This window comes from Candidatus Symbiopectobacterium sp. NZEC127, assembly GCF_025962675.1.
GTDB lineage: Bacteria > Pseudomonadota > Gammaproteobacteria > Enterobacterales > Enterobacteriaceae > Symbiopectobacterium.
This window is the reverse complement of sequence record NZ_JAGFPG010000005.1, coordinates 171,843-185,836: the sequence shown is the minus strand read 5'-3', so window position 1 is coordinate 185,836 and position 13,994 is coordinate 171,843. Positions and strand designations below refer to the sequence as shown.

The window sequence follows — 13,994 nt, the reverse complement described above, 5'->3', positions numbered from 1 at the left end:
AAGGAAGAATCAATGCGAATTTTACACTTGACGGACACACACCTTTTTTCAGATAAAAGTGGTGATGTGCAAGCAAAAATGCATCACGAACGTTTTATAAATTTTATCAATCATTTTAATAAGAATAGAAAACTATTGAATGTTGATAGTGTTATTGTCACGGGAGATATTTCTCATGATGGTAGTGCAATAAGCTATGACGTGTTTTTTGAAAATATGGATAGCCTGAGCATTCCTTATGCTGTTCTGCCCGGAAACCACGATGATCTAGGCAATCTAGATACTGCAATAAAAATTGCAAAGCATACAGTGGCGGTAGAGCAGCTATCTAACGCGTCATGGGCGTTGTTTGGCTTAAACAGTGTGGTACCCAGAGAAGACTACGGGTTCATAAATAAAGATACATTGTATAAGCTGCGTGAGGATTTAACAGACACGACATGTGAGAATATTGCGATTTTCTTACATCATCATCTGGTACCTGTTGGTACACCGCTGGTTGACATTTGTAAGCTAATGAACAGCGATGATTTGCTTACTATCTGTCATGATAGCCCGGTAAAATTTATCGGTACGGGACATGCTCATACCTTGTTTCAGCGTAAGATAGACAACATTCTGGTGTCGGTATCGCCTGCGCTCTGCTCACAATGGGAAAATGGCACATCAGCTGTCAGTATTGTGAATAACTCTGGTTTCAGCATCATCGCTTTAGATAAAAGCATATTTATAGAAACGCATTTTATTTAATGATGGTTAACGTGGGTTTACCTGTCGCAGAAAGTCACCGTGCCTGACTTCAGGTTATAGCACGCTATAAAGAGGCCGCGACAGCTTGAGGCATCCCCCATCATGTCGCGGCCTTGTTTTATGTCACTTCGAATTCAACGATTACGCCTCTTCCTCCAGAAAACAGACTCTGAGGCGATGTCCGTCAGGATCGAGAACGGCAAAGGAATACCCAAAGTCGAGCTGGGCAGGTTTTTGGATCACGGTAACCTGATGCTGCGTTCCCCAGGTTTGATAAAGCGCATCCACCTCTGGTTTATCCTGCACCGTAAACACAATCTCACCCGAAGGTATGCTGGCAATCTGGTTGACGCCGGGCTCTACGGTGTAGCACGACCAAAGGCCGAGTTTGAAGCCATTTCCAAACACAAACAGTGCGAAGGTGGGGCCTTTTTCCACGGGGTTGATGTCAAACAGCCCGGCGTAGAAGTCGGCGCTTTTCATTACGTTACTGACATAAAGAATTGTAATATCGGCAGATAGCATGGCGGTCTCCTTGGTGGTAGACCGCCATGTTAGTCTGGCACAGTGACAGTTTTTGTCAGCAGCTTGAGCTTACAGCAGCCAGCCCATCAGCAGCGTTGCGCCGATCACGGTAGAGGCCCCGCCGATACGCGTTGCGATTTGTGCAAAGGGCATCAGTGACATACGGTTGGATGCTGAAAGAATCGCGACGTCTCCGGTGCCGCCCAGGCCGCTGTGGCAGGTGGTGACGATGGAGGCTTCAATCGGATACATATTCAGACGTGGCGCAATCAGAAAGCTGACCAGCGCCATAGAGAGCACGACGGAGCCACAGACGATAACGTAGCCAACGGAGAACACCGCGACCACGCTTTCCAGCGGAATATAGAGCATCCCCAAGCCAATCATCAACGGCCAGACCAGTGAGCTGGAGACGAATTTATACACGCTGTGCGCGCCGGTTTCCATGCTAGCGGGAATAACGCGGCTGTATTTACAGAACACGGCAATCAGGATCATCAGCACCGGTCCTGGAATGTGTACCAGCTTCTCAAACAGGCCGCCGACGATAAAGAAGGCGCAAATCATCAGCAGGCCGCCACCCATCAGATGGAAATCCACCGGTTTCGGCGTGTCGTTGACCGTAAACAGGTTTTGCTCTTCGTCGCTGCGCACCAAACGCCCCTCGCCGTTAAGATCCTTACGGCGCATACCGAGGCGAGACAGAATACCCGCGCAGAAAATGGCGAAGATATTGCCCACCACCGCCGCAGGGGCCAATTGTGCCACATAGACATCCGGTGCCTGACCCAGGAGTGCGGAATAAGCCAATGACAACGGTAAAATGCCTTCACCGATACCGCCGCCAATAATCGGCACAATGATAAAAAAGAAGGTGTGATACAGGCTGTAGCCGCACAGTTTACCCACCAGCAGACCCGTTACCACCGCGGTGGCAGTGCCGATGACCAACGGCACAAACATACGCACCATTCCCTGAATCAGGATCTTGCGGTTCATGCCTAAAATACTGCCGACCACCAGACACGCGATGACGAAGTAGAGAAAGTTCGCTTCCTTCATCAGCAGGTGCACGGTCTTCATGGTGTTGTCGTTAAACAGGTGAAAATAGACCAGGATTGAAGGTACCATCAAACACAGGATTGCCGGGCCGCCGACATCTTTAAATACCGGAATAGTATGGCCAATATGCGCCAGCAAAAAGCCCAGCGTCATAATAACGGCAAAGCCACCGATCATATTTCTCGGCAGATAGCCTTCATACGCGGCAGCAAAAACAACGGCCGCGATAGCAATAAATAATGCAACGGGTACTGCACCAATTTTGGTTTTTAAAAACTGGGTGAAAAACGACAGTTGCGACGTTGAGTCGGCAGTGAGCGTGCTCTCGTAGAGGACATCGGTTTCAGTTCTTTTCATTATGTTTACTCCGCGTAAACGGGTTATATATTTACGGGTTGTTTTTATTGTTAGAAAGCTAAGTGTTTTACTATCAAAGAGTAAGGTGATGCTTAAAATAGGTTGGTTGAGTCAGTGAATATATTATCTCTGAGTAACCTGGCATGATTAAATGTTAAATATAATAAAACATCCATGATTAAATGAAGTAATTGTGAGGTTGACGGCAACTCTTTTTTAAATAAGTTATCTCAAATTAATGTAATTAAATTTATTTTTTCATTCTCAATGCTATTTCGCGTTAACTACAAAAGGCATTATTTAATTAATCTATTATTAATATAATTAAACAAGGTGATTTTAAATTTAAAAAACCACTATTTGTAAGGTTATTGGTTCATCTTGTGACGCACTTTTGCTCACTATTGCCCAGGATCTGTCGTGAGAAGTTTTTTCATGTAGCGTAACTAGTTAGCGCCAGGCTAATGATGTCTGTGATGGTTATCACTAATCCTTATGTTATTTCGGAATTTTTACCTGACATTAACGTTTTTAACAAGCGTTGTTGCTCATTGATTCATCATTCGACATAAGATGTTTCATGTTTTTTTTATGGTGATAATTTCTGCTTTAACAAAAATTTAAAGATTTTTATCTTGCATTGTGATTGTATTTTGTAATTTTGTTTGAGGTTTTTTATAATTTTGCAGATTGTATGCTATTGTTGAAGATGTGGCGATTTTGTAAATCCACACCCATTATATTGACGTTAGGGTGATCTGTTGCCACATTGACGGGGTTGGAAGGGGGGACAACGGATTGTCAGGCTAATGCCGGGTTCGCAAACCTATCCGCAGGCCACTCTCATATACTGCCTCGTCTCCCTCCTTATTAAGTGAATTTTGTATCCAAAAAAGTACAGACCACAGCCACCACATGACGCGCTGCGTCGATGCTGATGAGAACGGCCTCTTGTCGGCGGCGAGTAAAAATATCCTGGTCTGACTTTCATCAACACACAACATCCACAATGGAGTACACGTAATGGAAAAATCCTTGGCAAAATCAAGGGTGCTCAAAATCGGGCTCGGCTTGCTGGCCATGTCTGTGGCAGCCGGTCTCCAGGCAAAAACCCTGGTCTATTGCTCCGAAGGTTCTCCTGAAGGTTTTAACCCGCAACTGTTTACGTCTGGCACCACCTTTGATGCCAGTTCGATTCCTATCTATAACCGTCTGGTTGAATTCAAAAGCGGCACGACCGAAATTGAAGCGGGCCTGGCGGAAAAATGGGACATCAGCGAAGATGGCAAAACCTATACCTTCCATCTGCGCAAAGGCGTGAAGTGGCAAGACGGTAAAGACTTCAAGCCGACGCGTGAATTCAATGCGGATGACGTGCTGTTCTCCTTCCTGCGTCAGCAAGATGCTAACCACCCGTATCATAAAGTGTCTGGTGGCAGCTACGAATACTATCAAGGCATGGGCATGCCGGAGCTGATCAGCAAAATCGAAAAAGTGGACGATTACACCGTTCGTTTCGTGCTGACCCGTCCGGAAGCGCCGTTCCTGGCCGACCTGGCGATGGACTTTGCGTCGATTATGTCCGCAGAGTACGGTGCCAACATGCTCAAAGCAGGCACCCCAGAGAAGATCGACCTGAACCCGATCGGTACCGGTCCGTTCCAGCTGCAGCAGTACCAGAAAGACTCCCGTATTCTCTACAAAGCGTTTGATGGCTTCTGGGGCAAGAAACCGGGCATCGATCGCCTGGTGTTCTCCATCACGCCGGATGCGTCCGTGCGTTATGCCAAGCTGCAAAAAGATGAGTGCCAGATCATGCCGTATCCGAACCCGGCCGATCTGTCCCGCATGAAAGAAGATAAAAATATCACGCTGCTGGAAAAACCCGGCTTGAACGTGGGTTACCTCTCTTTCAACGTGCAGAAAAAACCGTTGGATAACGTCAAAGTGCGTCAGGCACTGACCTACGCGGTAAACAAAGATGCCATCATTGATGCGGTGTATCAGGGCGCGGGCCAGGCGGCCAAGAACCTGATTCCGCCGACCATGTGGGGCTTTAATGACGACGTGAAGGATTACTCCTACGATCCGGAAAAAGCCAAGGCGTTGCTGAAAGAAGCGGGCATGGCCGAAGGTTTCACCGTGGATCTGTGGGCGATGCCGGTTCAACGTCCGTATAACCCGAACGCACGCCGTATGGCGGAAATGATCCAGTCTGACTGGGCCAAAGTCGGCGTGAAAGCCAAGATTGTCACCTACGAATGGGGCGAGTACCTGAAACGCGCCAAAGCGGGTGAACATCAGACAGTGCTGATGGGATGGACCGGCGATAATGGGGATCCGGATAACTTCTTCGCGACCCTGTTCAGCTGTGACGCAGCAGAAAAAGGCTCTAACTACTCCAAATGGTGCTACAAGCCGTTTGAAGACTTGATTCAGCCTGCGCGCGAAACGTCCGATCACCAGAAACGTATTGATCTGTACAAACAGTCACAGGTTGTGATGCACGATCAGGCACCTGCGCTGATTGTTGCTCACTCCACGGTCTATGAGCCTATCCGTAAGAACGTGAAGGGTTATGTGATCGAGCCGCGTGGCGTACACAGCTTCAATAACGTGACCCTGGATTAATTCAGCCTGCCATTTCATGGGCACCCTGGCCCTGCCCTGAACGTACCGTTGGTGCGTTTGGGGCGGGGCTTTGGTGCCCGTAAAAATCGAGCTGTGAGCATTGATAAGCCTGTCAGCCTATGAGCCGTCAGGCACTTATATACAGAGAGTTCGGGATATGTTTCAGTTCATACTCCGGCGTTTGGGGCTGGTTATCCCAACGTTTATTGGTATTACCCTACTGACGTTTGCCTTTGTGCACATGATCCCCGGAGACCCGGTGATGATTATGGCAGGCGAACGCGGCCTTTCTCCCGAGCGCCATGCGCAGCTGCTGGCTGAGCTGGGGCTTGATAAGCCGCTATGGCAGCAATATGTCACCTATATCCAAGGTGTGCTGCACGGCGATCTGGGTATTTCCCTCAAGAGCCGCATCCCGGTGTGGGATGAGTTTGTGCCGCGCTTCAAGGCCACCCTGGAGTTGGGTGTCTGTGCGATGATTTTTGCCGTGGCTGTTGGTATTCCGGTTGGCGTGCTGGCGGCGGTTAAACGCGGTTCCATTTTCGATCACACCTCAGTCAGCGTGGCCCTGGCGGGTTACTCCATGCCGATTTTCTGGTGGGGCATGATGTTGATCATGCTGGTGTCGGTCAACCTCAATCTGACGCCCGTCTCGGGCCGTATCAGCGATACGGTGTTTCTCGACGACAGCCTACCGCTGACCGGCTTTATGCTGATCGATACTCTGGTGTTTGGTGAATCGGGCGAGTTTGTCGATGCCGTGATGCACATGATTCTGCCTGCGATTGTGCTCGGCACCATCCCGCTGGCGGTGATCGTGCGGATGACTCGCTCCGCCATGCTGGAAGTGCTGGGTGAGGATTATATCCGTACCGCGCGCGCCAAAGGGCTAAGTCGCCTGCGTGTCATCGTGGTGCATGCGCTGCGCAACGCCATGTTGCCGGTGGTTACCGTGATTGGCCTTCAGGTGGGAACGATGCTGGCAGGGGCCATTCTGACCGAAACCATCTTCTCCTGGCCGGGGCTGGGGCGCTGGTTGATTGATGCCCTGCAACGCCGCGACTATCCGGTGGTGCAAGGGGGCGTGCTGCTGGTGGCGACCATGATCATTCTGGTCAACCTGCTGGTCGATCTGTTGTATGGCGTGGTGAATCCGCGCATTCGACACAAGAAATAAGGGGAGAGGCGAAGATGACTCAAGTCACTGAACCGGCTGTTAACAATGCGCCCGTGCCGATGACCCCGTTACAGGAATTCTGGCATTACTTTAAACGTAACAAAGGTGCCGTCGTGGGCCTGGTGTACGTCACGCTGATGTTTATTATTGCCATCGGTGCCAACGTGCTGGCACCGCATGCGCCCGCCGAGCAGTTCCGCGATGCGCTGCTGCGTCCGCCAGTGTGGCAGGAAGGCGGTAGCTGGCAGTTTATTCTGGGTACTGACGATGTGGGCCGCGATATTCTTTCGCGCCTGATGTACGGTGCACGCCTGTCGCTGCTGGTCGGCTGTCTGGTGGTGGTGCTGTCGCTGATTATGGGCGTGGTGCTCGGGCTGATGGCGGGCTACTTTGGCGGCATGGTCGACACCCTCATCATGCGCGTGGTGGACATCATGCTGGCACTGCCCAGCCTGTTGCTGGCGTTGGTGCTGGTGGCGGTGTTCGGGCCGTCCATCGTCAATGCCTCGCTGGCGCTGACCTTCGTGGCGCTGCCGCACTATGTGCGCCTGACGCGCGCGGCGGTGCTGGTCGAGGTCAACCGCGATTATGTTACTGCTTCCCGCGTGGCGGGGGCTGGCGCGATGCGTCAAATGTTCATCAATATCTTCCCCAACTGTCTGGCACCGCTCATCGTGCAGGCGTCGTTGGGCTTCTCCAACGCCATCCTCGACATGGCCGCATTGGGTTTCCTCGGTATGGGCGCACAGCCGCCAACGCCGGAGTGGGGCACCATGCTGGCCGACGTGTTGCAGTTTGCGCAAAGTGCCTGGTGGGTTGTGACCTTCCCCGGCCTTTCGATCCTGCTCGCGGTGTTGGCGTTTAACTTGATGGGGGACGGCTTGCGTGACGCTCTCGACCCCAAACTCAAGCAGTGATCCGGGGGAAGAGATGGCATTACTCAATGTAGAAAAGCTGTCGGTGCATTTTGGCGAAGGGAATAACCCGTTCCGCGCCGTTGACCGCATCAGTTACCAAGTAGAACAAGGGCAGGTGGTCGGCATTGTCGGCGAATCCGGCTCCGGTAAATCGGTCAGTTCGCTGGCTATCATGGGGTTGATTGATTTCCCTGGCAAAGTGATGGCCGACAGGCTGGAGTTCAACCAGCGCGATCTGAAAAGCATTTCGGAAAAAGAGCGGCGTCAGTTGGTCGGCTCCGAAGTAGCGATGATTTTTCAGGACCCGATGACCAGCCTTAACCCCTGCTACACCGTGGGCTACCAGATTATGGAAGCCATCAAGGTGCATCAGGGCGGTAATCGCAAAACGCGCTATCAGCGTGCTATCGATCTGCTGACGCAGGTGGGCATTCCCGATCCGGCTTCGCGGCTGGATGTCTATCCGCACCAACTGTCAGGTGGGATGAGCCAACGCGTGATGATCGCGATGGCGATTGCCTGTCGGCCCAAACTGCTGATTGCCGATGAGCCGACCACGGCACTGGACGTGACCATTCAGGCGCAGATCATCGAACTGCTGCTGGAATTGCAGCAGCGGGAAAACATGGCGCTGATCCTGATTACCCACGATCTGGCGCTGGTGGCGGAAGCGGCACACCACATTATCGTGATGTATGCCGGTCAGGTGGTGGAATCCGGCAAAGCGGCGGATATTTTCCATGCGCCGCGCCACCCGTATACCCAGGCGTTGCTGCGTGCGTTGCCTGAATTTGCGGTCGATAAAGCACGCCTTGCCTCGCTGCCGGGCGTAGTGCCGGGCAAATATGACCGACCGTTGGGCTGCTTGCTTAACCCGCGCTGCCCTTACGCCAGTGCGCGTTGCCGTGAAGCAGAGCCCGAATTGCGTGACATTCCGGGCCGTCAGGTGAAATGTCATACACCGCTCGATGATGAGGGGAGGCCCGTCGCATGAGCCAGAGCATGAATGCCGCCGGGCAGCATTACCTGTTGCAGGCGATTGATTTAAAGAAACACTACCCGGTTAAAAAGGGGTTCTTTGCCCCCGAGCGTGCGGTGAAAGCGCTGGATGGCGTCTCCTTCACGTTGGAGCGTGGCAAAACGCTGGCGGTGGTGGGGGAATCGGGTTGCGGTAAATCGACCCTTGGCCGCTTGCTGACCATGATCGAAACCCCGTCCGAGGGCGAGCTTTACTATCAGGGGCAAGATCTGCTGAAGCCGGATCCGGCCGCGCAAAAGTTGCGTCGTCAGAAGATCCAGATCGTGTTCCAGAATCCTTACGGATCGCTCAACCCGCGCAAGAAGGTAGGGCAGATCCTGGAAGAGCCGCTGCTGATCAACACTGAGCTGTCAAAGGCAGAACGTCGCGAAAAAGCACTGTCGATGATGGCGAAAGTCGGCCTGAAAACCGAGCATTACGACCGCTATCCGCACATGTTCTCCGGCGGCCAGCGTCAGCGTATCGCCATTGCGCGTGGCCTGATGTTAGACCCGGATGTGGTGATTGCCGATGAACCAGTGTCGGCGCTGGACGTGTCGGTGCGTGCACAGGTGCTAAACCTGATGATGGATCTGCAACAAGAGCTGGGTTTGTCTTACGTGTTCATTTCCCATGATCTGTCAGTGGTTGAGCATATTGCCGACGAAGTGATGGTGATGTATCTGGGCCGCTGCGTCGAGAAGGGCAGCAAGGAGGCGATTTTCAACAACCCGCGCCACCCTTATACCCAGGCGCTGTTGTCAGCGACGCCGCGCCTCAACCCGGCGTTGCGCCGCGAACGTATCAAGCTGATTGGGGAACTGCCCAGCCCGCTCAATCCGCCGCCGGGCTGTGCGTTTAACGCGCGCTGCCAGCATCGTTTTGATACCTGCGTCCAGTTCCAGCCCACGTTAAAACCCTACGGCGACCAACTGATTGCCTGTTTTGCCGTCGACAGAGATGAAGCCGGTTCTGTTTAAGTAAAAAACGGGTGCGCCGACGGGAAGAGACTCCCCATGTCGGTGCACCTGAAACCACGTTGCACCGCTACGGCGCGCCATCACCTTCCTCCTTTTCTTTCATATCCTTTTATTTCAATGAGTTAATTTTGGCATGGCGATTGCTTTTGTGACTGCGTAGGGCAGCACAGAACTGACAGGCTGTGTGCGCTAAATGGCTGGCTAGGGTTCCGGTCCACTGCGGTGGATGCTGGTCCGAGAGCTGGCGACCTCCAGGTCGGGGTTACACGGCGGGATAAAAGCCCGGGAGACAGCAAGCCAATAGGCATTCTGCTGCTCCTGCACCCCGAAACCAGACTGGAGACCTTCCCCATGAAAATGACCCGTCCGCTTGGACTCGTTGTCGCGTGCGTGCTCGCACTCTCGAGTTTTCTCACCCACGCGGAATCCCGCAAAAGTTTCAACGTGTGCTGGACCCTCTATGCGGGCTGGATGCCGTGGGGCTATACCAGCACCAGTGGCATCATCGACAAGTGGGCCAAAAAGTACGGCATCGAGATCAAGGTGACGCAGCTTAACGACTATGTCGAATCCATCAACCAATATACCGCTGGCCAGTTTGATGGCTGCACCATGACCAACATGGATGCGCTCACCATCCCGGCGGCCGGTGGCGTGGATACCACGGTACTGCTGCCGGGCAGTTTCTCCGAAGGCAATGACGGCGTGGTGGTGAAAGGCAAAGGGAAAACCCTGGCCGACCTTAAAGGCATGAGCATTAACCTGCCGGAACTGTCGGTTTCTCACTATCTGTTGATTCGCGGTCTGGAACATGCCGGGCTGGCAGAGAAGGACGTGCGCATCGTCAATACCTCTGATGCGGATATCGTTGCCGCGTTTTCCACCTCTGGCGTGAAGGCGGCTGTCGCCTGGAACCCGCAACTCTCGGCCATCAACGCCGTTCCCGATACCACCGAAGTGTTCAGTTCCCGAGAAATCCCCGGTGAAATTATCGATCTGATGGTGGTTAACACCCAGACGCTGAAAGATAACCCGGCGCTGGGCAACGCCTTGACCGGTGCCTGGTTTGAAATCATGGGGCTGATGAAAGCGGGTGACACCGCCGCGCTCACGGCCATGGCGCAGGCGTCAGGCACCGACCTGCCGGGCTATCAAAAGCAACTGGCAACCACGCACCTGTTTCACACCCCGCAGCAGATGCTGACCTTCTTCACCAGCAGTGACTTGCCGAAAACCATGCAGCGCGTCGCGCAGTTCTCCTTTGATAAAGGCTTGCTGGGCGAAGGCGCACGCAGCGCGGATGCGGTCGGTATCGCGTTTCCCGGTGGCGTGGTGGTCGGCAACCCGAGCAACATCAAACTGCGTTTTGACGATGCTTATGTTCAACAGGCTTTGCTGCCATAACGCGATGTACGCCAGGGGAGATACCGGATGCGTTTGATTAATCGTCACCCGCAGCGCGGCGGTCGGATTGTCTTGATGTTGCTGCCGTTTATTCTGCTGCTGGCCGCCTATTTCATGGGGTCGGCGCTGCGTTTGGCGGAAAACCCCGGCGACAAGCTGTTGCCCAGTGGCTACCAAATGGTCGAGGCAATAGAACGCGTTGCCTTTACGGCGGACAAACGCAGCGGTGACTATCTGCTGTGGAGCGATACCGCAGCCAGCCTGACGCGGCTCGCTCTTGGGCTGGGCATTGCCGCGTTGCTGGGGCTCTGTGTCGGGATGGCAACCGGTATTTTTCCGCTGTTCAACGCCACGTTCTCACCGCTAATGACCGTGCTGTCGATGGTGCCGCCGCTGGCTATCCTGCCCATCCTGTTCATTGTGTTTGGTTTGGATGAGCTGTCGAAGGTGATGCTGATCGTGATTGGCATTACGCCGATTCTGGCGCGCGATCTGGAGCAGCGTGCGCGCGAGATCCCGGTCGAATTACTGATCAAGGCACAAACGCTGGGGGCAAACAGCTGGACGCTGTTGCTGCGCGTGGTGCTGCCGCAATTGCTGTCGCGTCTGTTGGTGTCGCTGCGGTTGATGATCGGCTCTGCCTGGCTGTTCCTGATTTCGGCTGAGGCTATCTCTGCCACGGCAGGTCTGGGCTACCGTATTTTTCTGGTGCGGCGCTATATGGCGATGGATGTGATTCTGCCCTATGTGGTGTGGATTACGCTGCTGGCATGGTTGATGGACTATGCCCTGCGCTACCTGAATCGACGCTGCTTCCCGTGGTCGGTGGAAGGGGGGCGCGCATGAGCTATATCCAAATCGTTAATCTGTGGCAAACCTACGGCGACCACGTGGTGTTGGAACGGCTCAACCTGACCATTACGCAGGGTGAGTTTTGCACGCTGGTGGGCGCTTCCGGCTGCGGCAAATCCACCTTTTTACGCTTACTGCTGGGGCAGGAGGCACCGAGTCGTGGCAGTCTGTTGTTGGAAGGAAAGCTGTTGGCGCAAGAGCCGGACATCACGCGCGGCGTGGTGTTCCAGCGCTACTCGGTGTTTCCGCACCTGTGTGTGCTGGATAACGTTGCCATCGGTCTTGAGCTGCGCGATGCGCGCTTCCTTGGCCGTTTCTTTGGTCGCCGCAAACGTGAGGCGCGTGAGGCCGCCGCGCAGATGCTGCACCGCGTCGGGCTGGGCCATGCGCTGGATCGCTATCCGGGGCAGCTCTCCGGCGGCATGCAACAGCGGCTGGCGATTGCGCAGGCGTTTATCATGCAGCCGCGTATCCTGCTGCTGGATGAACCCTTTGGCGCGCTGGATCCCGGTATCCGCAAGGATATGCACGCGCTGCTGCTGGAGTTGTGGCGTGAAACCGGGCTGACGGTGTTTATGGTGACGCACGATCTCTCTGAGGGTTTCAGCCTCGGCACTCGCCTGTTGGTATTTGACAAGGTGCGGAACGACCCGCAAGCCCCTAACGCCTACGGCGCACGCATTACCTACGACATTCCCCTGAATTCTGAGCGACTGACGCCCGTCTCTGCGACGGTTGCGCCCGCGCTTTTCCCTGATAAGGACATAGCATGACGTCGATAACCACTGCCGCGTTATACCAGGAAACGGTGCCTGGCGGCGGGCATACCTCTTTTGTTCTGCCGCGCGGTCAGCAACTGCGCATCACCGATTTGCAAGGCGACGCGAATGTCAGCTTGCTGCTGTTCAACGCCACCGCGCATAGCGAACGGCTGAACTTGCCCGATACCTTTAAGGGGCAGCACACCGCCAAGCTGACGGCGGGTCACTGTCTCTATTCCGATATGGGACGGGTGCTGGCGGCGATCACCGAAGACACCTGTGGCTGGCACGATGGCCTGGGCGGCGTGCTGAACGCCGCTGAGGTCAACGAAAAATACGGTCAGGGTCGCTATCAGGAGCAGCGTAATGGGTTTTACCGCAATGGCGCAGATAACCTGCTGGTGGAAATGGGCAAATGGAATCTCGGGCTGGAAGACCTGCTGATGGTGCTCAACCTGTTCAGCAAAGTGACGGTGGATGCCAACGGCGCGTTTGCTTTCCAGCCGCACAATAGCCGAGCGGGGGATTACCTCGAACTCTATGCCCCGATGGATACGCTGGTGGTGCTTACCGCGCTGCAACATCCACTCGATCCCCATCCGTACTATGCGCCTAAGCCGGTTGAATTGAGTTGGTATCACATCGGTGACGATGCCATCGCGCAGGCGTGCCGTCAGGCGTGCGCGGAGAATACGCGCGCGTTTCATAACACCGATCGTTTATTTCTTCAGGGAGCCGCACGATGAACATGACCGCCAGCCAGAAACACCCGGAGCAGGCGCTGTGGCGTCATACCCTCCCTGCGGGCGAACCCTATGTGTGTGATGTTAAACAGGGGCAAACCTTGCGCCTGTTGGATCTGCAAGGCAATCAGGCAGTCGATACGCTGTTCTATGCCGCCGCCAATCTGCGTGAACGCTACGACGCGCAGCGCACGCTGCGTCGCCAGAATAACCTTTATCTCACCACCGGCAGCGTACTTTACTCCAATCTGGGCAACCCACTGCTGACGATTGTTGCCGATACCTGTGGACGTCATGACACGCTGGGCGGGGCCTGCGCGCAGGAGAGCAATACGGTGCGCTATGGCGTGGAGACGCGCTATATGCACAGTTGCCGCGACAACTTTTTGTGCGCCTGCGGGCACGATGGCCGCCTCTCCAAGCGTGATATCGCTGCCAACATCAACTTTTTTATGAATGTGCCCGTGACACCGGCGGGGGGATTGACGTTTGAGGACGGCATTTCCGCACCGGGTAAATATGTGGAACTGCGTGCGGAAACCGATGTGGTGGTGCTGATATCCAACTGCCCTCAGTTAAACAACCCCTGTAACGGCTGGGATCCTACGCCGGTCGAGGTGCTGGTATGGGCGTGATACGGCGCAGTGTCATGGTGATGTTAGACGGTGTGGCCCGATTGGTGACGGCACGGGCATGCCACTACGCGGCACGCTTGCCGGTAGATACATCGACAAGTGAACAGCAATACAAACGTTTTTTTATCGCATAAATCAGCGCATTGCATACCTTCAACAAGGCGTAACTGATTTATGCCCGC

At 54.1% G+C, this 13,994-nt stretch carries 14 protein-coding genes and 1 riboswitch; of the genes, 12 read left to right on the top strand and 2 right to left on the bottom strand.

Annotated features, from left to right (window positions below; all coding sequences use genetic code 11):
* The first annotated feature begins 12 nt into the window (after positions 1–12).
* Positions 13–750 (top strand): metallophosphoesterase family protein, encoded by a 738-nt coding sequence (locus J5069_RS18395; protein ID WP_264645231.1) that lies wholly within the window; start codon positions 13–15, stop codon positions 748–750.
* Positions 751–891: 141 nt separating this feature from the next.
* On the opposite strand, the gene J5069_RS18390 is transcribed toward J5069_RS18395, so the two are convergent.
* Together J5069_RS18390 and J5069_RS18385 are read right to left on the bottom strand one after the other, a co-directional pair.
* On the bottom strand, positions 892–1,275 hold the full coding sequence (locus J5069_RS18390; RefSeq protein WP_264645230.1) for a VOC family protein: 384 nt from the start codon (positions 1,273–1,275) through the stop codon (positions 892–894).
* A 69-nt stretch (positions 1,276–1,344) separates the two neighbouring features.
* Positions 1,345–2,694: a 2-hydroxycarboxylate transporter family protein gene (locus tag J5069_RS18385; protein ID WP_264645229.1), complete on the bottom strand. Its 1,350-nt coding sequence runs from the start codon at positions 2,692–2,694 to the stop codon at positions 1,345–1,347.
* 1,023 nt (positions 2,695–3,717) lie between these two features.
* Between J5069_RS18385 and dppA the strand changes: the two genes are divergently transcribed.
* The 11 genes from dppA to J5069_RS18330 all read left to right on the top strand — a co-directional run bounded on the left by dppA (position 3,718) and on the right by J5069_RS18330 (position 13,946).
* A complete protein-coding gene (dppA, locus tag J5069_RS18380; RefSeq protein WP_264645228.1) occupies positions 3,718–5,325 on the top strand; it encodes a dipeptide ABC transporter periplasmic-binding protein DppA in 1,608 nt (535 codons plus the stop codon).
* A gap of 157 nt (positions 5,326–5,482) precedes the next feature.
* Positions 5,483–6,502, top strand: coding sequence for a dipeptide ABC transporter permease DppB (dppB, locus tag J5069_RS18375; RefSeq protein WP_264645227.1), 1,020 nt, complete (start codon positions 5,483–5,485; stop codon positions 6,500–6,502).
* Positions 6,503–6,516: 14 nt separating this feature from the next.
* Entirely contained in the window at positions 6,517–7,419 is a 903-nt protein-coding gene (dppC, locus tag J5069_RS18370; protein ID WP_264645226.1) for a dipeptide ABC transporter permease DppC, read from the top strand.
* A gap of 13 nt (positions 7,420–7,432) precedes the next feature.
* Positions 7,433–8,413, top strand: a complete 981-nt coding sequence (dppD, locus tag J5069_RS18365) for a dipeptide ABC transporter ATP-binding protein (protein WP_264645225.1) — start codon at positions 7,433–7,435, stop codon at positions 8,411–8,413.
* On the top strand, positions 8,410–9,417 hold the full coding sequence (gene dppF, locus J5069_RS18360) for a dipeptide ABC transporter ATP-binding subunit DppF (RefSeq protein ID WP_264645224.1): 1,008 nt from the start codon (positions 8,410–8,412) through the stop codon (positions 9,415–9,417). Before dppD ends, dppF begins: the two co-directional genes overlap by 4 nt.
* 190 nt (positions 9,418–9,607) lie before the next feature.
* Positions 9,608–9,708: riboswitch (guanidine-I (ykkC/yxkD leader) on the top strand.
* Positions 9,709–9,768: 60 nt separating this feature from the next.
* The gene (locus J5069_RS18355) at positions 9,769–10,821 is read left to right on the top strand and encodes a putative urea ABC transporter substrate-binding protein (protein WP_264645223.1); all 1,053 of its coding nucleotides are present in this window, start codon (positions 9,769–9,771) and stop codon (positions 10,819–10,821) included.
* A gap of 27 nt (positions 10,822–10,848) precedes the next feature.
* Positions 10,849–11,667, top strand: coding sequence for an ABC transporter permease (locus tag J5069_RS18350; RefSeq protein WP_264645222.1), 819 nt, complete (start codon positions 10,849–10,851; stop codon positions 11,665–11,667).
* Positions 11,664–12,446 (top strand): ABC transporter ATP-binding protein, encoded by a 783-nt coding sequence (locus tag J5069_RS18345; protein ID WP_264645221.1) that lies wholly within the window; start codon positions 11,664–11,666, stop codon positions 12,444–12,446. Before J5069_RS18350 ends, J5069_RS18345 begins: the two co-directional genes overlap by 4 nt.
* Positions 12,443–13,180 (top strand): urea amidolyase associated protein UAAP1, encoded by a 738-nt coding sequence (locus J5069_RS18340; protein ID WP_264645220.1) that lies wholly within the window; start codon positions 12,443–12,445, stop codon positions 13,178–13,180. Before J5069_RS18345 ends, J5069_RS18340 begins: the two co-directional genes overlap by 4 nt.
* A complete protein-coding gene (locus J5069_RS18335; protein WP_264645219.1) occupies positions 13,177–13,812 on the top strand; it encodes an urea amidolyase associated protein UAAP2 in 636 nt (211 codons plus the stop codon). The genes J5069_RS18340 and J5069_RS18335 overlap by 4 nt, the downstream gene beginning before the upstream one ends.
* Positions 13,803–13,946, top strand: a complete 144-nt coding sequence (locus tag J5069_RS18330; RefSeq protein WP_264645218.1) for a hypothetical protein — start codon at positions 13,803–13,805, stop codon at positions 13,944–13,946. Before J5069_RS18335 ends, J5069_RS18330 begins: the two co-directional genes overlap by 10 nt.
* Positions 13,947–13,994 lie beyond the last annotated feature (48 nt).

Coding starts and splice junctions, on each gene's coding strand:
- J5069_RS18390 (WP_264645230.1), bottom strand. CDS start 1,275: ATGCTATCTGCCGATATTACAATTCTTTATGTCAGTAACGTAATGAAA.
- J5069_RS18340 (WP_264645220.1), top strand. CDS start 12,443: ATGACGTCGATAACCACTGCCGCGTTATACCAGGAAACGGTGCCTGGC.
- dppA (WP_264645228.1), top strand. CDS start 3,718: ATGGAAAAATCCTTGGCAAAATCAAGGGTGCTCAAAATCGGGCTCGGC.
- J5069_RS18335 (WP_264645219.1), top strand. CDS start 13,177: ATGAACATGACCGCCAGCCAGAAACACCCGGAGCAGGCGCTGTGGCGT.
- J5069_RS18330 (WP_264645218.1), top strand. CDS start 13,803: ATGGGCGTGATACGGCGCAGTGTCATGGTGATGTTAGACGGTGTGGCC.
- J5069_RS18395 (WP_264645231.1), top strand. CDS start 13: ATGCGAATTTTACACTTGACGGACACACACCTTTTTTCAGATAAAAGT.
- J5069_RS18345 (WP_264645221.1), top strand. CDS start 11,664: ATGAGCTATATCCAAATCGTTAATCTGTGGCAAACCTACGGCGACCAC.
- dppF (WP_264645224.1), top strand. CDS start 8,410: ATGAGCCAGAGCATGAATGCCGCCGGGCAGCATTACCTGTTGCAGGCG.
- J5069_RS18385 (WP_264645229.1), bottom strand. CDS start 2,694: ATGAAAAGAACTGAAACCGATGTCCTCTACGAGAGCACGCTCACTGCC.
- J5069_RS18355 (WP_264645223.1), top strand. CDS start 9,769: ATGAAAATGACCCGTCCGCTTGGACTCGTTGTCGCGTGCGTGCTCGCA.
- dppD (WP_264645225.1), top strand. CDS start 7,433: ATGGCATTACTCAATGTAGAAAAGCTGTCGGTGCATTTTGGCGAAGGG.
- dppB (WP_264645227.1), top strand. CDS start 5,483: ATGTTTCAGTTCATACTCCGGCGTTTGGGGCTGGTTATCCCAACGTTT.
- J5069_RS18350 (WP_264645222.1), top strand. CDS start 10,849: ATGCGTTTGATTAATCGTCACCCGCAGCGCGGCGGTCGGATTGTCTTG.
- dppC (WP_264645226.1), top strand. CDS start 6,517: ATGACTCAAGTCACTGAACCGGCTGTTAACAATGCGCCCGTGCCGATG.